Source organism: Micromonospora sp. Mcm103 (assembly GCF_024519755.1).
Taxonomy (GTDB): Bacteria; Actinomycetota; Actinomycetes; order Mycobacteriales; family Micromonosporaceae; genus Micromonospora; species Micromonospora aurantiaca.
In genome coordinates this window covers 110,820-129,800 of the sequence record NZ_JALJRJ010000017.1, presented here as the reverse complement: position 1 = coordinate 129,800, position 18,981 = coordinate 110,820, and the positions used below count along the sequence as shown (strand labels likewise).

17 protein-coding genes are annotated in these 18,981 nt (G+C 72.6%); 8 read left to right on the top strand and 9 right to left on the bottom strand.

Features of this window, described 5'->3' with window-relative positions; all coding sequences use genetic code 11:
* Positions 1-62 precede the first annotated feature (62 nt).
* Positions 63-821, top strand: coding sequence for a MerR family transcriptional regulator (locus tag OC439_RS21215; RefSeq protein WP_262014943.1), 759 nt, complete (start codon positions 63-65; stop codon positions 819-821).
* Between the two features lie 27 nt (positions 822-848).
* Positions 849-1,133 (top strand): putative quinol monooxygenase, encoded by a 285-nt coding sequence (locus tag OC439_RS21210; protein WP_262014942.1) that lies wholly within the window; start codon positions 849-851, stop codon positions 1,131-1,133.
* 6 nt (positions 1,134-1,139) lie between these two features.
* On the opposite strand, the gene OC439_RS21205 is transcribed toward OC439_RS21210, so the two are convergent.
* Positions 1,140-2,651, bottom strand: coding sequence for a GntP family permease (locus tag OC439_RS21205; RefSeq protein WP_262014985.1), 1,512 nt, complete (start codon positions 2,649-2,651; stop codon positions 1,140-1,142).
* 21 nt (positions 2,652-2,672) lie between these two features.
* A complete protein-coding gene (locus OC439_RS21200; RefSeq protein WP_262014941.1) occupies positions 2,673-4,214 on the bottom strand; it encodes a gluconokinase in 1,542 nt (513 codons plus the stop codon).
* Between the two features lie 265 nt (positions 4,215-4,479).
* Here OC439_RS21200 and OC439_RS21195 point away from each other — a divergent pair, with 265 nt between their 5' ends.
* Positions 4,480-5,637: a hypothetical protein gene (locus OC439_RS21195; RefSeq protein ID WP_262014940.1), complete on the top strand. Its 1,158-nt coding sequence runs from the start codon at positions 4,480-4,482 to the stop codon at positions 5,635-5,637.
* A 6-nt stretch (positions 5,638-5,643) separates the two neighbouring features.
* Here the strand turns inward: OC439_RS21195 and OC439_RS21190 are convergent, their stop codons facing one another.
* Positions 5,644-6,213 (bottom strand): hypothetical protein, encoded by a 570-nt coding sequence (locus tag OC439_RS21190; RefSeq protein ID WP_262014939.1) that lies wholly within the window; start codon positions 6,211-6,213, stop codon positions 5,644-5,646.
* Between the two features lie 108 nt (positions 6,214-6,321).
* Between OC439_RS21190 and OC439_RS21185 the strand changes: the two genes are divergently transcribed.
* A complete protein-coding gene (locus tag OC439_RS21185) occupies positions 6,322-7,536 on the top strand; it encodes an aminoglycoside phosphotransferase family protein (protein ID WP_262014938.1) in 1,215 nt (404 codons plus the stop codon).
* On the opposite strand, the gene OC439_RS21180 is transcribed toward OC439_RS21185, so the two are convergent.
* Positions 7,533-8,393, bottom strand: coding sequence for an AraC family transcriptional regulator (locus tag OC439_RS21180; RefSeq protein WP_262014937.1), 861 nt, complete (start codon positions 8,391-8,393; stop codon positions 7,533-7,535). The genes OC439_RS21185 and OC439_RS21180 overlap by 4 nt on opposite strands.
* Positions 8,394-8,513: 120 nt before the next feature.
* Here OC439_RS21180 and yidD point away from each other — a divergent pair, with 120 nt between their 5' ends.
* Positions 8,514-8,885, top strand: a complete 372-nt coding sequence (yidD, locus tag OC439_RS21175) for a membrane protein insertion efficiency factor YidD (protein ID WP_262014936.1) — start codon at positions 8,514-8,516, stop codon at positions 8,883-8,885.
* A 34-nt stretch (positions 8,886-8,919) separates the two neighbouring features.
* On the opposite strand, the gene OC439_RS21170 is transcribed toward yidD, so the two are convergent.
* Positions 8,920-9,654, bottom strand: coding sequence for a YqjF family protein (locus OC439_RS21170; protein ID WP_262014935.1), 735 nt, complete (start codon positions 9,652-9,654; stop codon positions 8,920-8,922).
* 31 nt (positions 9,655-9,685) lie between these two features.
* On the bottom strand, positions 9,686-10,051 hold the full coding sequence (locus OC439_RS21165; RefSeq protein WP_262014934.1) for a VOC family protein: 366 nt from the start codon (positions 10,049-10,051) through the stop codon (positions 9,686-9,688).
* 562 nt (positions 10,052-10,613) lie between these two features.
* On the opposite strand from OC439_RS21165, the gene OC439_RS21160 reads away from it, so the two are divergent.
* Positions 10,614-12,773 carry an MMPL family transporter gene (locus OC439_RS21160; RefSeq protein WP_262014933.1) on the top strand — a complete coding sequence of 720 codons (2,160 nt, stop codon included), beginning with the start codon at positions 10,614-10,616 and terminating at the stop codon, positions 12,771-12,773.
* 22 nt (positions 12,774-12,795) lie between these two features.
* Here OC439_RS21160 and OC439_RS21155 read toward each other — a convergent pair whose 3' ends face one another.
* Positions 12,796-13,458: a response regulator gene (locus tag OC439_RS21155; protein WP_262014932.1), complete on the bottom strand. Its 663-nt coding sequence runs from the start codon at positions 13,456-13,458 to the stop codon at positions 12,796-12,798.
* A complete protein-coding gene (locus OC439_RS21150; protein ID WP_262014931.1) occupies positions 13,455-14,624 on the bottom strand; it encodes a sensor histidine kinase in 1,170 nt (389 codons plus the stop codon). The genes OC439_RS21155 and OC439_RS21150 overlap by 4 nt, the downstream gene beginning before the upstream one ends.
* A gap of 224 nt (positions 14,625-14,848) precedes the next feature.
* Between OC439_RS21150 and OC439_RS21145 the strand changes: the two genes are divergently transcribed.
* Entirely contained in the window at positions 14,849-15,349 is a 501-nt protein-coding gene (locus OC439_RS21145) for a DUF1772 domain-containing protein (protein WP_262014930.1), read from the top strand.
* The gene (locus tag OC439_RS21140) at positions 15,346-15,813 is read left to right on the top strand and encodes a hypothetical protein (protein ID WP_262014929.1); all 468 of its coding nucleotides are present in this window, start codon (positions 15,346-15,348) and stop codon (positions 15,811-15,813) included. Before OC439_RS21145 ends, OC439_RS21140 begins: the two co-directional genes overlap by 4 nt.
* Before the next feature lie 28 nt (positions 15,814-15,841).
* Here OC439_RS21140 and OC439_RS21135 read toward each other — a convergent pair whose 3' ends face one another.
* Positions 15,842-18,916 (bottom strand): DUF3427 domain-containing protein, encoded by a 3,075-nt coding sequence (locus tag OC439_RS21135; protein ID WP_262014928.1) that lies wholly within the window; start codon positions 18,914-18,916, stop codon positions 15,842-15,844.
* Between the last annotated feature and the right edge of the window lie 65 nt (positions 18,917-18,981).

Genomic DNA, 18,981 nt, shown 5'->3' with positions numbered 1-18,981 from the left:
GTTTCCGCCTTGACCCTCACGCAGCGGAAGGCGGCAGCCTTGGTCGCGGAAGGGAGGGAACCATGGCGTACACGGTGGGGCAGGTGGCGCGGGCGGCCCGGGTGACGGTCCGGACGCTGCACCACTACGACGAGATCGGGCTGCTGCGGCCCAGCGGGCGCACGGCGGCGGGCTACCGCCGCTACGACGAGGCGGACCTGGACCGGTTGCAGCTCATCCGCTACTACCGCGAGCTGGGGTTCCCGCTGGAGGAGATCGCCGAGATCCTGGACGATCCGGACGCCGACCCGGTGGCGCACCTGCGTCGGCAGCACGAGTTGCTGTCCGGGCGGATCGGGAAGCTCCAGGAGATGGTCGCGGCGATCGAACACGCGATGGAGGCGAGGACGTTGGGGATCCAGTTGACGCCGGAGGAGCGGTTCGAGGTGTTCGGGGACTTCGACCCGGACGAGCACGCCGAGGAGGCGGAGCAGCGCTGGGGCGGCACCGAGGCGTACCGGCAGTCGCAGGAGCGCGCGGGCCGCTACTCGAAGGAGGACTGGCTGCGCAACAAGGCGGAGAACGAGGACTGGGGGCGGCGGTTCGCTGCGCTCATGGACTCGGGCGCGCCGGCTGACGGCCCGGAGGCGATGGCGCTGGCCGAGGAGCACCGGCAGCTCATCACGAAGTGGTGGTACGACTGCTCGTACGAGATCCACACCGGCCTGGCCGACATGTACGTGGCGGATCCGCGGTTCACCGCGTACTTCGAGACGCTGCGTCCCGGGATGGCCGCGTACCTGAACGAGGCGATCCACGCCAACGCGATCACCCGGTCCTGACCGGGAGCGGGTGGCAGGATGGCCGGCATGCTCATCGTCGCCGGCACCCTCTACGTCGATCCGGCCCGGCGGGACGCCTACCTGGCGTCCTGCGAGGCCGCCGTCCGCGCGGCCCGGGACGCGCCCGGCTGCGTCGACTTCGCGGTCAGCGCCGACCTGGTCGAGCCGGGCCGGATCAACGTCTACGAGCGGTGGGAGTCCGACGAGCAGTTGCTGGCGTTCCGGGGCTCCGGCCCGGAGGCCGAGCAGGTGACGGACATCCTCGGCGCCGAGGTGCACAAGTTCCGCATCTCCGGCGTCGAGGCTCCCTGACCGTCGCTAGATGAAGACGTCGAGCAGCAGGACGCCGAGGAAGCCCACCACCGAGATGATGGTCTCCATCACCGACCAGCTCTTGATGGTCTGCCCGACGGTCAACCCGAAGTACTCCTTCACCAGCCAGAAGCCGGCGTCGTTGACGTGGGAGAAGAACAGCGACCCGCAGCCGACGGCCAGCGCCAGCAGCGCCACCTCGGGGGCGGCGAGCGTGTCGGCCAGCGGCGCGACGATGCCGGCGGCGGTGATGGTGGCGACGGTGGCCGAGCCGGTGGCGACCCGGATGCCGACCGCCACCAGCCAGCCGAGCAGCAGCGGCGAGAGGTTCGCGCCGTCGGCGGCGTTCGCGACCAGGTCGCCCACGCCGGCGTCGACCAGCACCTGCTTGAAGCCGCCACCGGCGGCGACGATCAGCAGGATGCCGGCGATCGGCGGCAGCGAGCCGCCGAGGAAACCGGAGACCTGGGCACGGCTGAAGCCGGACCGGTAGCCCAGGAAGATCATCGCGAAGATGACGCCCGCCAGCAGGGCGATGATCGGGGTGCCGACGATGTCCAGCGCCTTGCGGCCGGTGGTGTCCTCGCCGAGCGTCAGTTCGCCGATCGCCCGCAGCAGCATCAGCACCACCGGCAACAGCACCGTCACCACCGCCGCCCAGAGCGCCGGGGACCGGCGCGAGCGCCGTCCGACCGGCTCGTCGATCGCGCCGCCGGGCCGCCCGGCGCCCGGGTTGACCAGGTCGTCCTCGGTGACCAGGTCGCCGTCGGCGTCGAGCCGGCCGTCACCGGGCCGGGTGGGGCTGCGGTCGACGGCCGCGTCGCGCCGGGTCGGCAGCAGCTCGGCCGGTGCGGTGGCCGGCACGTACCGGGAGATGAAGTTGCCGAAGACCGGACCGGCGATGATCACCGTGGGGATCGCCACCAGCAGGCCCAGGGCGAGCGTCTGACCGAGGTTCGCGCCGAGCGCGTCGATCGCCACCAGCGGGCCGGGGTGCGGCGGCACCAGGCCGTGCAGCACCGACAGGCCGGCGAGCGCGGGAATGCCGATCTTCATCAGCGGCACGTTCACCCGCAGCGAGACGAGCAGCACGATCGGCACCAGCAGCACCACACCGACCTCGAAGAACAGCGGCAGGCCGATGAGCGCGGCCACACCGGCCATCGCCCAGGGCAGCGCGGTTCCGGAGACCCGGCCGACCACCCGTTCCACGATGCCGTCCGCTCCGCCGGACTCGGCCAGCAGGCCGCCGATCATCGCGCCGAGCGCGATCAGCAGGCCCACCCCGCCCACAGTGGAGCCGACGCCGCCGCTGAACGACGTGACGATCTTGTCGACGGGTACGGCGGCGACCACGCCGAGCACCGCCGCGCCGAGGATCAGCGCGAGGAACGGGTGCACCTTGCCCCACGCGATGAGCAGCACCACCGCGGCGATGCCGAGCAGGGCCGCGAGGACGAGCTGGGTGTCACCGGCGTTCGTGAGCGGTTCCGCGGGTGCGGCGAGCAGTGTGACCACGGCTATCACGCCCTTCGGTCGTCAGCGGGGTGGTGCGGTGGGTGGCGGTTCCGGCGGCAGGCTCGGCGCCATCCGCCGCAGGGACGCGAACGTGGGTACGAGGGCGTCGTACAGCTCGGAGAAGAGGGGGAGCAGCGCCGCGTACGTGGCGGCGGAGGCGGGATCGGGGCGGACCGTCTCCTCGATCCGGACCAGGTCGGCGGCGACCTCGATCGATTCGATCAGGCCGAGCGCCTGCATGCCGAGCAGCGCCGCGCCGAAGCCGGACCCCTCGTGCCCGGCGGGGAACCGCACCGGCATGCCGAGCGCGTCGGCGAGGATCTGCCGCCACAGCGCGCTGCGGGCGAAGCCGCCGCTGGCGCGGACCTCGCGTACCTCGTTCCCGGCGGCCCGGACCGAGGCGAGGACCAGGGCGAGCTGCTGGCAGACGCCCTCCAGCGCGGCCCGGACCAGGTGCGGCCGGCCGTGGCCGTGGGTCAGCCCGACGTACGCGCCGCGCGGCAGCGCGCTCCAGTGCGGTGCCCGCTCGCTCAGCAGGTACGGCAGCATGATCAGCCCGCCGGAGCCGACCGGCGCGGTGGCGGCCAGGGCGAGCAGTTCCTCCTCGGCGTGCTCGCCCAGCTCGGGGGCGAGCGCGTCGTTCGCCCACTGGAGCACGATCCCGCCGTTGTTGATCGCGCCGCCGACCACCCAGCGGTCCTCGGTGAGCGCGTAGCAGAAGACGCCGCCGAGCGGGTCCACGCCGGGGCGTTCCACCATCACCCGCATCGCGCCGCTGGTGCCGATCGAGCAGGCCACCACGCCGGGGCGGACCGCGCCGAGGCCCAGGTTCGCCAGTGGCCCGTCCCCGGCGCCCACCACGAGCGGGGTGTCCGCCGGCAGCCCGGTGGCCCGCGCCGCCTCCGGGGTGAGCCCGGGCAGCACGTAGGTGGTGGGTACGAGCTGGGGAAGCTGCTCCTCGGTGATGCCGGCGATGCGCAGCGCCTCGGCGTCCCAGGCCAGCTTGTGGATGTCCATCAGGCCGGTGGCGGACGCGACCGAGTGGTCGGTGACGAGCGCGTCGGCGAGCCGCCGCAGCACCAGATCCTTGATGCCGACCCAGTGCGCGACCCGCTCGTGCAGTTTCGGTTCCTGCTCGGCGAACCACACCAGCTTGGGCAGCGGCGCCATCGGGTGCACCGGGGTGCCGGTGCGCCGGTGCAGGGCGAGCCCGGACGGCGCGGCCCGCAGGCGTTCGGCCTGCGCGCTGGCCCGCGAGTCGGCCCAGGTGATCGACGGGGTCAGCGGGGTGCCGTCGGCGTCCAGCCCGATCAGGCTGTGCATGGCGGTGCTGAACGACAGGCCGGCCACCGGTACGCGCAGCTCGTCCACGACCGCGCGGATCACGCCGAGCACGGCTTGATGAATGAGGTCCGGATCCTGCTCGGCCCAGCCCGGGTTCGGCTCCTCCAGCGGGTAGCCGATCGAGTGGCTGGCCAGTTGCCGGCCTGTGGTGTCGAACGCGACGGCCTTGGAGCTGGTGGTGCCGATGTCCACACCCACCACCACGGCCGGGTCGCCCACCGGTGCACCTCCTCGCCGCCCGGGGCCGCGCTCCGCCCCGCCGTTGCGGCTGACGTTACCGACGTGCCCCCGCGCGCGCATGACGAAGCGGGACCGCCCGGAGCCGGTGCCACGGAACGTGAATCGACGCGCGAGTTTCCGCCGATTGTGTAGGTCAATCAGCCGATCGGTCTAATTGGCGACTTTCGCGTGTCTTGGTACCCATCCCGCGTCGTTGACATGAATGACACCCCGATTGGTGGGCTCGCGCGGCGGAGGAGTCGGCGTGGCGAAGACTGATTCGACGGGTTCCACATGGCGGTACCGGTGGGCGCACCGGCAGAACGAGCGGCGACAGCGGGCCTTCCGCGCCGCCGACGAGGCGTGGCGACGCCGCGACGACGAGCTGCGCCGCCTGCGTACGCTCGCGGTGTCCTTCCACGGCTCGGCCCAGGCGGGCGTCGGCCTGCCGATGGAGCTTGCCCCCGGCGAGGTGGTCTTCTGGACGCTCCCGGCCGCGCAACTGGTCGAGGTACGGCACACCGCGGTGCTGCCCGCCCCCGAACTGACAGTCGACCCCGACCCACCCGTGCTGCGTCCACGGCGCCCCGAGGGCGTCAAGGTGGTCGACGCCGGGCTCGCCGTGCTCACCAACCGGCGCCTGGTGCTGCTCGGCGGGCGCGGCCGGCGCGACTGGGCGTACGGCCGGATGACCGGCCTGTCCCACGACCCCGGCGCACCGGTCACCCTGATCCAGGTGCTGGACCGGCGGCGTACCTCCGGGTTGCTGCTGCCCACCGGCGCGGCGGCCGACTTCCGGTTCACGCTCACGCTGGCGTTCGCCGACGCGATCGAGCAGCGCGCCGCGGTAGTGGCCGAGCTGGACGAGCTGATCGCGGAGCACACCGCGGCACGGCCCGAACGCCCCGCCGTGCTCACCCCCGCCCAGGCCCGCGTCACCGCGCTGGTGCCCGGCGGCCGGCGCACGGTGGCGGTCGGCGCGGCGCTCGCGCTGATCGTGCCGGCGATGCTCATCGAGTCCAACCCGCCCACCCGGGCCGGCTCGGAGCGGGCCGCCGCCGCGACGCCGGCTGCCAGCGTCACCCCCGCCCCACCGCAGCACGTCGCACCCGCCGTCCAGGTCCGGCCCACCACGAGCCCCGAGCCGTCCCGCGCCCGTCCCGCGCCGTCGCGCGGCACGCCGCAGCCGCCGGTCGAGCGCCGCTGCGGCGCCCCGGCGAACCCCTTCGGGTACGACTTCTGCGGCGGCCAGCGCATTCGCCGGCCGGCTGCCGGGGTGTGCGACTGGTTCGAGTGCGTACCGGGGTTCTGGTCCGACCGCGGCTGGCTGGTGCAGTGCCGTGACGGCGCGGTCAGCCGCAGCGGCGGGCAGCGCGACGTGTGCGCCGGTCACAAGGGGTTCCGCCGGACCGTCTGGCGCTGACGGCGGTCAGGCCACCGGGCGGGGCGTGACGCGCAGCGGCAGCAGCCCGGCCAGCACCAGCGTGGCGCCCACGGGCAGCAGGTCGAGGTTCACCGCGATCGCCAGGAACCCGGCGAGCACCAGTACCGGCGCCCACACCGGCAGCAGCCGGGCCGCCGCCGCCCGGTACAGCAGCACCAGCAGGCCGACCTCGAACAGCAGCGGTCCGCCGTACAGCACCAGGCCGGGCGTGGGCACCGCGTCGGCGAAGCGCGGGAACAGGTCACCGAGGATCACCCAGACGAAGGCGGCGGCGCCGACCAGGCCGGCCGGCGCGGCCACGTCGTCGAGCGTCCGCAACCGCGGCGACCGGGTACGCAGCAGGCCGTGCAGCCCGACGATCAGCGCGGCGAAACCGAGCACGCCGAGCAGGAACAGGGTGTGCCCGGTGTTCCAGGCCCAGGCGCCCTTGTCGCTGTGCCCGTCCAGGCGGTCGAGCAGGCGCAGCAGGCCGTAGCCGAGCAGCAGCGCCGCCGACGCCACGGCGACCGGGCGCACCCACTGGTACGGGCGTGTACGGGAATCGATGAGGCTCATCGCCTCAGCGTTCCGCCCGCCGGTGCGCGGGGCATCCGGGTCCGGTCCCGCACCGGACCCGGATCAATCCGCTCGCCTCCCGTAGGGGTGCCCGGATACCGTCCGGCCGTGTCCCGCACCGTCACGCTGGTCCTGCTCGACGCCGCCGGCCGCCCGCTCGGCGCGCTGCCGCCGTTCGGCGTACCGGAGCCGTGGTGGCAGGAGGTCCACTCGATCGTCGACACGGTCCGGCAGAGCCACGGGCTGGAGGTCGCGGTGCTGCGGCTGCTCGACGCCGACCGTCCCGCGCCTCCCGGCGGCCACGTCCGCTACCTGGCGCAAGCAGTCGACGCGCCCGCCGTACCCCTGGAACCGGCGACCGTGGACCTGGCGCCGCACCCGCTGCGCCAGCCGTGGGCGGACGCCGGCGGTCCGGCCCGCAGCGTCGCATGGGCGACCGGCGAGCTGAGCCGGCTCGGCCGCCGGGTGACGGCGGTGGCGCAGCAGCGCACCTGGAACCTCTCCGCCATCTGGCGCCTGGACACCACCCAGGGGCCGGCGTGGCTGAAGCAGCTCCCCCCGTTCTCCCGCCACGAGCCCATGGTCCTGGCCTTCCCCGGTGATCAAGGAGTTGGTGTCGGTGTCGATCTCCCTGGTGACACGAACTCCTTGGTCAACGGGCCGGTGGTGCTCGCCGCCGATCGGGAGGGGCGGATGCTGCTGGCGGACGTGCCGGGGGAGGACCGGTACGGGGCCGGGAAACGGGAGCGGGCCGCCGTCGCGGCGGAGCATCACTCGGTGCAACTGCGGGCGTGCGGGGTCGTCGACGAACTGGTCGCGGCCGGGGTGCCCGACCTGCGCGGGGCGGGGCTCGCGGGCTGGATCCGGGAGCGGCTCGCCGGGCACGACGTGTCGGCCGCCGCCGGTCTGCCCGACGGGCTCGATCGGCGGTTGCGGCAGGTCGGCGACTGCGGCCTGCCCGACACGCTCGTGCACGGCGACCTGCACCCCGGCAACGTGCGCGGCGACGACGGACGCCGGACGGTGATCGACTGGGCGGACTCGTTCGTCGGCCACCCCGCCTTCGACATTCTGCGCCTCACCGAGGACGTCGACGCGGACGCCGCCGCCCGGCTGGTCGACGCGTGGGCGCGGCGGTGGCGGGCCGACGTGCCCGGCAGCGACCCGCACCGGGCCGTCGACCTGCTCCGGCCGGTCGCGCCGCTGCGGCTGGCCGCCGTGTACGCGATGTTCCTCGCCGCGATCGAGCCGAGCGAGCACCCGTACCACGTACACGACGTGCCGGCCGCGCTGGCGCGAGCGGCGGCGGTGGCGTGCCTCTAGACCCGGCGCACCGGGATCCACAGCTCCGCGTCGGCGGTGCCACCGTCCTCGGCGACCCGGACCCGCGAGATCTCCGGCCCCGGCCTGGTCTCGTACGGGTTGGACGGGAACCACGACGTGAACACCGCCCGCCACAGGTGCTGCACCGCCACCGGGAACGCCCCGGAACTGGAGAACACCGCCCAGTCGCCGGCCTCGACCGGCAGGCTGCGCAGGTCGTCCGGCACGTCCGCGCCGGTGACCGCCGCGTACCAGTAGTCAAGCTCGGCGCCCTCGTCGCGGGCACCGGCCAGCTCGGCGCTGACGTTGACGATCCCGCGCGGCTCCTGGTCGGACAGCGCCTCGATGCGGCGGACGGTGGCCGGGTCGATGCCCCTGACGAACGCCACGATGTGCGGGTTCATCCCCTCGTGCACGAGCGGCACCCGCGCCGTCAACCCGGCGAGCCGGAAGGCGTCCTTGGTCACGATCCGGTAGTCCATGCTGGTGTTCCCTTCGACGACGAGCCGGAAGGACAGCCGGGGCTGGGACCGCAGCACCGCACCGGCCTGCCGGGCCTGCGTCGGCCCGACGCCGTGCACGGCCCGGAACGCGCGGGCGAACGCCTCGTTCGAGCCGTACCCCCAGCGGACCGCCACGTCGAGCAGCGACTCCCGGCCGGCGAGCACGTCGGCGCCCGCCAGCGTCATCCGGCGACGGCGCACGTACTCCGACAGCGGCAGCCCGGCCAGCGCCGAGAACAGCCGGCCGAAGTGGTGTTCCGACACGCCCGCGATCCGGGCCAGCGCGGCCACGTCGAGCGGCTGGTCGAGCCGCTGTTCGAGGTGGTCCAGCGCGGCGTTGAGCCGATCCAGCACCCGATGTTCCTTCCTGGTGACGCCTTCGACGCTAGGTTCCCGGCCGACCGCCGACCCGATCACACCGGACCCGATCCGGTCGCCTCATCGACACTGGCGAGCGTGTCGCATCATGGCGTGGTGATCTTCCGGAAGCGGCACCACAAGAAAAAGAAGAGCCGGGACTGGTGCAACTGCGACGTGCCCACCTGTGACGGTCCGGGCTGCTGCGACCTGGGCCTCTTCTCGATGCTGCTCACCCTCGGTTCGGTGACCGCGGGCGTCGTCGGGCGGCCCGCCGTGGATCGCGCCGGCCGGGCCGCCATCCTCGGTTACCGGCGCTGGCTGTCGCACCGCTGGCCGGCGACCTGTCGCTACACGCCCACGTGCAGCGCGTACGGGCTGGCCGCGGTGGAGCGGTACGGGCTGGCGGTGGGCGGTCGGATGGCCGCCGACCGGGTACGCCGATGCCGTCCCGACGTGCCGCACGGCACCCACGACCCGTTGCGCTGACTCTGATCGGTGCGCCCCGCGTGTCGGCCGGCCGTCACCCGACCGACGTGGGGCTGCCGAAGACGACAGGTACGCCGGGGGAGTAGAGCACGCTCACCGGCGGCCCGTCCGGTGCGGGCAGGCCGCCGGCGGTGACCAGTTCGTCGTCCAGGTCGAGCAGTTCGGCGTGGTGCAGCGGCCACTGCGGATGCCAGTTCGGCACGTGCCGGGTGCTGCCGTACGCGCGGGTGTGCAGGCCCCAGCGCGCGGTGAGGAAGTGTTCCAGCGGCGTCGGCTCGGCGATCGGCGCGCCGACACGCAGCGTCATCCGGCTGGTCGCGCCGGACGGACCGGGCCAGCGGCGGCGGCATCGGTAGGTGAGCGTGTCACCGGAGCGGTCCAGCCGCATCGCCGACCACTTGTACGGCAGGCGCAGGCTCATCTGCGCCACCAGCACGGGCACCAGCCGGGACGCGTCGAGCGAGCGGAACACGACAGCGCGCCGCCCCGAGCCGTCGACGGAGTAGAGCCGGACGTTCGTCTCCCAGAAGGTGCCGAAGTAGGGCACGCCCGGACCACGCCCGAGCCCCAGCCCGACCATCCGGAAGCCGATCAGCCCGACGTAGGTGAGCCCGTCGAACGTGTCCGGCCGGGTGCCTGCGGGCAGCAGCGGCGCCACTCGTTCCGGCGGGACCGCCCAGTGCAGGAACGTCAGGTCGTGCCAGCGCTGCGCCAGCCAGGCCCGGCGGATGGCGCGTACCGGAGCGTGCTCGACCGGCTCGATCTCCACCGGTCCATCGTGCCTCGCCGACACAACGGACTCACTCCGGGCGGTGGCAGACCGCCTCGACGTTGTTGCCGTCCGGGTCGCGGACGAACGCGCCGTAGTAGCCGGCGTGGTATTCCGGCCACTCCTTCGGCGCGTGCAGGACCTCCGCGCCCGCTGCCACCGCCGCGTCGTGGAACGCCCGCACCGTCGCGCGGTCGGCCGCGGTGAACGCGATGTGCACGGGCACCGGCGTGGCGCCGGACGGCGCGGGCTCCACCCAGAAGTCGGGCGCGTCGACGCCGTAGCCGATCGGGCCGGGCTCCATCAGCCGACGCGCGCCCAGCGGGGCCAGCACCGTGTCGTAGAAGGCGCCGCTGGCCGCCAGGTCGCGCACTGCTACGGAGAAGTGGTCGAGCACGTCGCCTCCCGTGGTCGTCGTTGACCGCCTCAGGCTACGAGCCGCATCCGACACTTCCGCCGCCCGGTTTTCGTCGCGCCCGCCGCAGACGGGGCAGCCGTCGCGGTGACGCCAGCCGTCGTCGAGCGCCTGGGCTCGGTGGTCCAGCCTCGTTGAAGACGTATGCCGTCGAGAGCGATATGCCTCAGAGTCATAATCATGACTCTGAGGCATATCGCTTCTGCCTCTATGTGTTTCCGGCGGCGGTAAGGACCGCTGGGTGGGAAGCGCGTCGTCGCCGCGCCGTGTCCGCGACGATCAGCAGGCCGGGCACCGCGCCGAGCAGCCAGATCGCGCAGACCGGCCAGTGGATCAACTCGCCCACCGCGCCCCGGATCTCCGGTACGTCACCCGCACTGTCGCCACCCAGGAATAGGCGGCGGCGTCGCTGCCGTAGTCGCCCGGCGGGACGGAGACCGGCTCGGCCGCCCGGATCATCGACGAAAGTCCGCGAGCCGTCCGAAAGGGATTGCTCACGCAGCGTAGGATCGCGTGCGACACAGCCGAACACACGGGGGAAACGATGTTCGAGCGCCTGGGCAGATTCGTCGTGGGCAAGGCCTGGTGGGTGATCGGCGGCTGGGTCGTCGCCGCGATCGCGATCATCGCCGCCAGTCCTTCGCTGAGCGACATCACCTCCGCGGACCAGGAGAGCTTCCTGCCGCGTTCCTACGAGTCGGTGCAGGCCACCGAGTTGGGCGCGAAGTCGTTCCCGCAGGCCGCCCCCGCCACCGCCACAGTCGTGGTCAAGCGCAGCGACGGCAAGCCGCTTACCCCGGCCGACGAGGCGCGCGTGGGGCAGCTCGCCACCGCGCTCAAGGCCCGGAACATTCCGCAGACCTCCGGCTACCTCACCGGCCCGCAGGCAGTCGCGCCGGACAAGTCGGTGCAGGTGGTCACCGTCGGTCTCGACGCCGACAGCCCCGACGACCCGGGCCTGCTCGACGCGGTACGCGACCTGCGCGCCGCCCTCGGGCCGGACCTGTCCGGCAGCGGCCTGACCGCGGGGGTGGCCGGGGACGTGGCGAGCTTCGTCGACAACGAGGACACGTTCAACGACGCGTTCGCCGTCGTCGGCGTCGCCACCATCGTCCTCATCATCGGGCTGATCCTGATCATCTTCCGCAGCCCGATCGCCGCGCTGCTGCCGGTGGTGGTCATCAGCGTCGTCATGTCCGTCACCACCGGGCTGGTCGCGGCCGCCGGCAAGGCGTTCGACCTCAACGTCAGCCAGGACCTGCAGACCATCCTGCTGATCGTGCTCTTCGGCATCGGCACCGACTACATCCTGTTCCTGCTGTTCCGCTACCGCGAGCGGCTGCGCGCCGGCGACGACAAGCGCACCGCGATGGTCGTCTCGGTGCAGCGGGTCGGCGAGGTCATCACGTCCGCCGCCGGTGCGGTCATCGTGGCGTTCCTGGTGCTGCTGCTCGCCTCGCTCGGCTTCTTCGGTTCGCTCGGTCCGGCGCTCGCCATCGCCGTCGGCGTCATGCTCGTCACCTCGCTGACCCTGATCCCGGCGCTCGTGTCGCTGCTCGGCCGGTGGGTGTTCTGGCCGTCGAAGGCGTGGCAGCGCCCGCCCAAGGCGACCCTGTCCCGGCGGCTCGGCGCGGTCGTCGGACGCCGCCCGGCGATCGTGGCAGCGGCCTCCGGCGCACTGCTCGTGGCGCTCGCCGCCGGGGTACTCGGCTACAAGGCCGACTACGACTTCGGCGCCGGCTTCCCGCAGGACACCGAGTCGGCGCGGGCGGCCCAGGACCTCCAGCGCGGCTTCGCCGCCGGGGCGCTCGCGCCCACCGAGGTCTACCTGACCACCGGCAACGGCACCCCGCTCACCGAGCAGCAGGTGAACGACTTCGCCGCCGCGTCGGCCCGCGCACCGGGCGTCGGGCAGGCGCAGCCGCCGGAGCGCAGCGCCACCGACCCGAGCGTCGTCCGGATCAACCTGCTGCTGAACGAGAACCCGATGTCGAACGAGGCGATCACGCTCGTGCGCGACGACCTGCGAAAGGCGGTGCACGAGGCGGCTCCGCCGGGCACCAAGGCACTCGTCGGCGGCACCACGGCGATCTTCGCGGACATCAACTCGGCGAACAACAGGGACCTGTCGGTGATCCTGCCGGTCGCCGCACTCCTGATCGCGATCATCCTGGCGCTGCTGCTGCGCAGCCTCGTCGCGCCGGTCTACCTGGTGATCGCGGTGCTCCTCAACTTCGCCGCCACGCTCGGCGCCACCGTCTACGTGTTCCAGGGACTCCAGGGCAACCCGGGCGTGACGTTCCAGCTGCCGATCATCCTCTATCTGTTCGTGGTGGCGATCGGCACCGACTACAACATCCTGATGATCGCCCGCCTCCGGGAGGAGGCGCGCGAGGGCCACGAACCGCACCAGGCCGCCGCGATCGGGGTGGAACACGCCGGCCCGACAGTCGCCGCCGCAGGGCTGATCCTGGCCGGCACGTTCGGCGTGCTGATGCTCGCGCCGATCTCGTTCCTCCAGCAGATGGGCTTCGCGGTGGCGATCGGGATCGTGCTGTCCGCGTTCGTCATGTCGATGTTCTTCGTACCGGCGCTGACCGGGCTGATCGGCCACAAGGCGTGGTGGCCGGGGCACGGCGACGAACGGCGCAACGGCGGCGGCCGGCACGCGGCACCCGAGCCGGCGGACGCGGCGTCGGCCTGACTGTGACCCGCCCCGGCGCGGCTCAGCCCTCGCCGGGGCGGACCAGCCCGCTCTCGTATGCGATGACGACGAGCTGCGCCCGGTCGCGGGCGTTCAGCTTCTGGAGCAGCCGGCTCACGTAGGTGCGGGCGGTGTCCGGGCTGAGGAACAACGCCTGCCCGATCTCGGTGTTGGACCGTCCGGCACCCACCTGCGCGAGCACGTCCCGTTCCCGGGCGGTCAGTCCGGCCAGCCGCGCCGGGTCGGCCACCGGTGAACGGGCCGCCGCGGCCAGCACCCGCCGGGTGACGGCGGGGGAGAGCAGCGCGTCGCCACCGGCCACGGTCCGGACCGCGTCCCGCAGCGCGTCGGGCGGGGTGTCCTTGAGCAGGAAACCGGCCGCCCCGGCACGGATCGCCTCGAACAGGTACTCGTCGTCGTCGAACGTGGTCAGCATGACCACCTGCACGTCGGCCAGCGTCGGGTCGGTCAGGATCCGCCGGGTCGCCGCCAGGCCGTCCCCGCCGGGCATCCGGACGTCCATCAACACGATGTCGGGCCGCTGCTCCCGTACGACGGAGAGGCCGCTGCCGCCGTCGCCCGCCTCGCCCACCACCTCGATGTCAGGCGCCCGGTCGAGCAGCGCGCGCAGACCGGTGCGGACCAGGTGCTGGTCGTCGACGAGGACGACGCGGATCGGGTTCACGCGGCGACTCCCGTCAGTGGCAGGTGGACCGACACCCGGAAACCGGCGGTGCCGCTCGTGCCGGTGCTGCCGGTTTGGACGGTGCCGGTTTCTACGGTGCCGCCGAGCAGGGCTACCCGCTCGGCCATGCCGCGCAGGCCCTGGCCCGTCCCGTCCCCGGCGGGCGGACCGCCGCGACCGTCGTCCACCACCTCCAACGCGAGCCGGCCGGGCGTGGCGCGGACCGTCACGGTGACCCGGGTGGCCTCGGCATGCCGCAGGACGTTCGTCAGCGCCTCCTGTACGACCCGGTAGACGGTGCTGCCCACCACCGCCGGAAGCGTGTCCACCGGACCCTCGATCCGCAGGTCGACCGCCAGTCCACCCCGGCGTACGCCGTCCACGAGCGCCGGGAACTGGTCGAAGCCGGGGACCGGTTCCCGCGGCCCGGGTTCGCGGCGCAGCGTGCCGAGCGTCGCCCGCAACTCCGCCATCGCGCTGCCGCTCACCGACCGGATCGCTGCGAGCGCGTCCTCCGCCTGCGCCGGATCGCTGTCGGCGAGCGCCTCCCGGGCGACTGCCGACTGCAACGTGATCACCGACATGGTGTGCCCGAGCGTGTCGTGCACCTCCCGGGCGATACGCAGCCGTTCCGCCTCGACCTGACGGGCTGCCTCCCGGTGCCGCTCCTCGTCTGCGGCGACCGCCTGCCGGACCAGGGCCGCCCGCAGCGACCGCCGGTTGCGTACCGCGTCGCCCAGGGCGATGACGGCGAGCAGCAACGCCGCCTCGGAGCCGAGTTCCGTACCGACGACCACCGCGATGTCGTCCCCCTCGGCCAGCCGGGCGACCACCGACACGGCCAGCAGGCTCCCGGCGACCACGGTGGCCGGGACGACCCGCCCGCGCTCGGACACCCGGTAGAGGACGGCGGCGGCAGGGGCGGCCACCCCGACGGGCGGCAGGTCCAGCGCGTAGTACCCGAGGATCACGACCGCCGTCGCGACCAGCGCCGGCAGCGGCCACCGCCTCGCGCACAGCACCAGCCCGCCGAGCACCGCGCCGACCACGACCGCGAGCGCCGCGCCGCCGGGCGACTGCTGGTCGGCCGCCACGGCCACCACGACCAGGCCGAGCGTGGCCGCCGCGAGCAGCACGTCGGCGCGGGTGGGCGAGGTGTCGGGCACGCCTTCGAGCCTAGGTCCGCGCGGACCCTCACCGCTGTCGTCCGCAGGCGTCAGGGACGACCCCGAGGCGTACGCCGAGAAGCGACACCCGGTCGCGCGGCCACGCGGACGACGGTCGAGAACTGCCGACCTAGCGTCGATGGCATCCCCGAAACGTGAGGAGAACCCTCGTGGTACGCACAAGACTGACCTGGCTCGCCCTTATTATCATGGTTTGGGCGTCGATGATGTCGTTCGGCGGGGTCGCCGCCGAGACAGTCATGCTCTACCCGAACATCTTCAACGACGCGCCCGCCTCGCTCGACCGGGCCCGGGAGTTCCTCGTCCACGGCGGCCCGCACGACTACTTCCCGCCGCTCGGCGCGTCGGTGATCCTCAGCAGCGTCGCCGCCACGCTGCTCACCTGGCGCGACCGTCGGCTGCGCTGGTGGGTCGCCGGTGCCACCGCCGTCTTCGTCGTCTGCGAGTTCCTGTTCTCCGCCGTCTTCTTCTGGCCGCGCAACGAGATCATGTTCGTCGACCCGCCCGGGACGCACTCCGCCGAGTACCTGCGTCAGGTCGCCGCCGAGTTCGTCGCCGGCCACTGGGTGCGCCTCGCCGGAGGTGCGGTGACGGCCGTCCTGGCGTTCGTCGCGCTGCTGAAGTTCGTGCGCTCGACCGCGCCGGGCTCGGTGTCGGCTCCCGCACCGACGTCGGCTTCGGCCTCGCCGGAGGTGACGCGATGAGCGCGGGTCGCCGTACCCTCGGGTTCCCCTGGCCGGCGTTGGTCGCGCTGGCCGCGCTGGCCGCCCCGCGCGTGGCGCTGCACGACCTGGGCGTGGTGCCGGAGGGCACGATCGTGGCCGCGCTGCTGGCGGTCGTGCCGCCGCTGTGCTGGGTGGTCGCCGTGCTCTGGCGGCGGCCGCCGCGCCCGTTCCTGACGCTCGTCGTGGTCGGGGCGCTGTACGGGGCGTTCCTGGCGGCCGGGCATCAGGTGTTCTGGGATTCGTCCCTGGGGATGGACGCGCCAGGGCTGGCCGGGCTGGAGCCGGAGGCGCGGGAGGCGTTGTTGCGAGGCGCGACGGTGATGTCGAGCCTGGTCACCGGCACGATGGTCGGGGTGATCGCGGGTGGGGTGGCGGTGCTGTTGTCTCGGGTGCTGCCAGCCCGACGTCGTGAGCAGGCCGACGCCTCTCGTCCGTTCGCCTGACTTGGCAAGCGGACGGAAGCCTCCTAGCTCAGGCGGCTATCGCCCGCGCGGCGGCGTACATGTCGGCGGGAAGCGGCTGCCGCAGTTCCCAGAGGATCCGCATGGGCCGGTCGCCGCTGTGCTCCCGGTACGTCATCGGACCCGCGTACAGGTACGGCGGTGCGCCCAGGTCACGGTCGGCGATTTTGGTCTCGCGGACGAACAGGTGCACCGTCGAGCCCTGCACGACGTGGTTGACGTACCGCTGCCCGGTGGCCGAGCCCGATGACGTGGTGCTCTGCGACTCCCACTGGAACAGCCTGTCCGTGATAGCGCGGTCGGCGTACATGGTGGTGGGCGAGTAGTGCTCCTCGGACTTGACGAGCGTGACGAAGAACAGATCCGCGCGCTCGTCGGGCAGCCACTTCACGCCCTCGCGCAGCGAGCCCGGGTTGGTCATGCCGAAGGCCGCGCACGCCTCGTTGCGGCTGTAGCGGGCGTGTACCCGCAGCGGTACCCGGCCCGGGGTAGGTGGCTCGGTGACCCGATGGATGCGGTCACGCAGCACGTCAACTACCTGCCGCAGTTCGGCGCAGCGCGCCGGTTCCGCCCACAGCCGCTTGAGCCGGGCGTCGCGTTCGGTCAGCGGCACCGACGGCCCCCACAGGCTGAAGTGCAGCATGTCGAGCAGCCGCCCGGCGGTGGGGCGCTGGCCTGCGGCGAGCTGAGCGATCAGGTCCAGCCGATCGACATCGTCGGTGTGGAGCATCCGGCCGATGGCTCGGCTCAGGTCACGGTCGTCCGGGCCGCCTTCGGCCGGGTCGAGACCGGCGAGGCGCCGCAGCCCAGCCCAGCCACCGATGCTCGCCGATCGGTAGACGTCCTCGATTTCCAGGCCGGTCTCGCGCAGGAAGTCGGACAGGCTCACGTCACCGAGCTGCCGCAGCTCGGCCACCAGCGCGTTTTTCGACGTCGGCAGCGCCGACTTGAGGTTGGCGAGCACGATCTCCTTCGCCACCCGGTCCAGTTCGATGTGGCAGCCGCTTGGTAGCGAGGGGAAGTCGTCCCGGACTGCGGCTTCGACCGCCCGCCGGCTGACCCCGGCGAGGGCACGCCAGCGCATGTCGAACCGGAAGTTCGCGTGCTGGCCGCCGATGAAGTCGAGCACCGTCAGGCACGGCTTGTCGTCGTCCAGCCGCAGACCTCGGCCCAGTTGCTGGAGGAAGATCGTGGCGCTTTCGGTGGGGCGCAGCATGAGGATGGTGTCGACCATCGGCAGGTCGACGCCCTCGTTGAACAGGTCGACGGTGAAGAGCACCTTCAGCTCGCGCTTGCGGAAGCGGTCGATCAGCACGTGCTGCTCTGGCCGGTTGACCTGCGATGTCACGGCCGCCGACGGCACACCGTGCCGGGTGAACCAGTCGGCCATGAACTCGGCGTGGCCGATGCTCACGCAGAAGCCGAGCGCGCGCATCCGTCCGACATCAGCGATGCGGCGGACCGCGTGCAGGATGAGCCGTGCCCGAGCGTCGTTGCCGGTGTAGACGCCGTCCAGCTCGCCCTTGTCGTACCCCTGCCCGCGCTTCCACCGCACCCGTGTCAGGTCCACGTCGTCGTGCAGGCCGAAATACTGAAACGGCGCCAGCAACTGCCGTTCGAGGGCCTCCCACAGGTGCAACTCCACCGACGCGCGGCCGTCGAACCACCGGCGCACGTCGCGGCCGTCGCTCCGCTCGGGGGTCGCGGTCAGACCCAGGAGTACGCGCGGCCGAAGCCGCTCCAGCAACGCCGTGTACGTGGCCGCCTCGGCGTGGTGGAACTCGTCGACGATCACCATGTCGTACGCCCCGGGGTCGATCTCCTGCCGGCGCAGCGACTGGATCGAGGCGAAGACGTGCTTCCACCCATGCGGCCGATCGCCACCCACAAGCGTCTCGCCGAAGGTTCCGTCGCCCATGACCTGGCGGAACACCGACCGGCTCTGCCGCAGGATCTGCTCCTGATGCGCGACGAAGAGCAGCGAGTCGGCGTGGCCCGCACGCCGGAGCCGGCGGTAGTCGAGCGCCGCTACCACCGTCTTGCCGGTACCGGTGGCCATCACCACCAGGTTGCGCCAGCGTCCGTGGACCAGACGCTCGGCGTCGAGGTCGTCAAGAACCTCCTGCTGGTACGGGAACGGCCGCACGTCCAGGTTCGCGATCTCGGTCGGGGCGTCGTCGGCGCGTTCCCCGCGCAGTGCGACACGTAGGCGCTCGGCATCGGTTGCCGGGTCGTAGGTCTCAAACGCCGAGTCGTTCCAGTAGTCCGCGAACGTCGCCTCGAACGTGTCGATGACGTGCGGCTGCTCCAGATTCGAGATGCGGACGTTCCACTCCACGCCGTCGACGAGCGCGGCCTTGGAGAGGTTCGACGAACCGACGTACGCGGTGGTGGTGCCGTTGTGCCGCCGGAACAGCCACGCCTTGGCGTGCAGGCGGGTGGTCCGCGTCTCGTAGGACACCTTGATGTCGGCACCCAACTCGGCGAGCCGATCGAGCGCCCGCTGATCGGTGGCGCCCATGTACGTGGTCGTGATGACCCGTACCCGGCCGCCTCGGGCGACCAGATCGGTGATCGCGGGCTCGATGATGCGCAGACCGTGCCACTTGATGAAGGCGCAGAGGAGGTCCACCTCGTCCGCCGACGCCATCTCGTGGCTGACCTCATGGCCGATGCGCGGCTGGTGCCGGCCGTTGACCAGGAGCGCGCCGGTGGAAAGCGGTGTCGAGGGGCGGATCGGGAAGACCGGTGCGGCCGGCGGGGTGGGCGGTGCGGCGATGGCGTGCAGCAGACGCTGGGCGTCCGCCACCTGGTCGTCGGCGGTGACGGCGCGGGGCTCGGCCTGAGCGATGTGCGCGGCGATGCGGTTCGCCAGGTCGACCTGCCGGGCCAGCTTGTTCTCCCCGCCGCCGACGCCGAGGAGCGCCCGGCGCGCGAGGCCCGCGATGTGCCGAGCCAGGACATCATGCGCGTCGGCGGCATCCAGCTTCGCGTCCCGGACGAGGGCGCTATCGACATGCCTGAGCTGCGTCGCCAGCTTCTCCGTGATCAGGTGTTCGTAGATGCCCTTTTCAAGATCCCCCACGGTGGCAAGCTAATCGCGATGAACGCCGGGCGGAAGCCGGTGCGATAGGTGTCAGGAGCTTTGTC

Bases quoted from the DNA above. Each gene is read 5' to 3' on its own strand.
- OC439_RS21215 (WP_262014943.1), top strand. From the start codon at position 63: ATGGCGTACACGGTGGGGCAGGTGGCGCGGGCGGCCCGGGTGACGGTC.
- OC439_RS21210 (WP_262014942.1), top strand. From the start codon at position 849: ATGCTCATCGTCGCCGGCACCCTCTACGTCGATCCGGCCCGGCGGGAC.
- OC439_RS21190 (WP_262014939.1), bottom strand. From the start codon at position 6,213: ATGAGCCTCATCGATTCCCGTACACGCCCGTACCAGTGGGTGCGCCCG.
- OC439_RS21160 (WP_262014933.1), top strand. From the start codon at position 10,614: ATGTTCGAGCGCCTGGGCAGATTCGTCGTGGGCAAGGCCTGGTGGGTG.
- OC439_RS21145 (WP_262014930.1), top strand. From the start codon at position 14,849: ATGATGTCGTTCGGCGGGGTCGCCGCCGAGACAGTCATGCTCTACCCG.
- OC439_RS21140 (WP_262014929.1), top strand. From the start codon at position 15,346: ATGAGCGCGGGTCGCCGTACCCTCGGGTTCCCCTGGCCGGCGTTGGTC.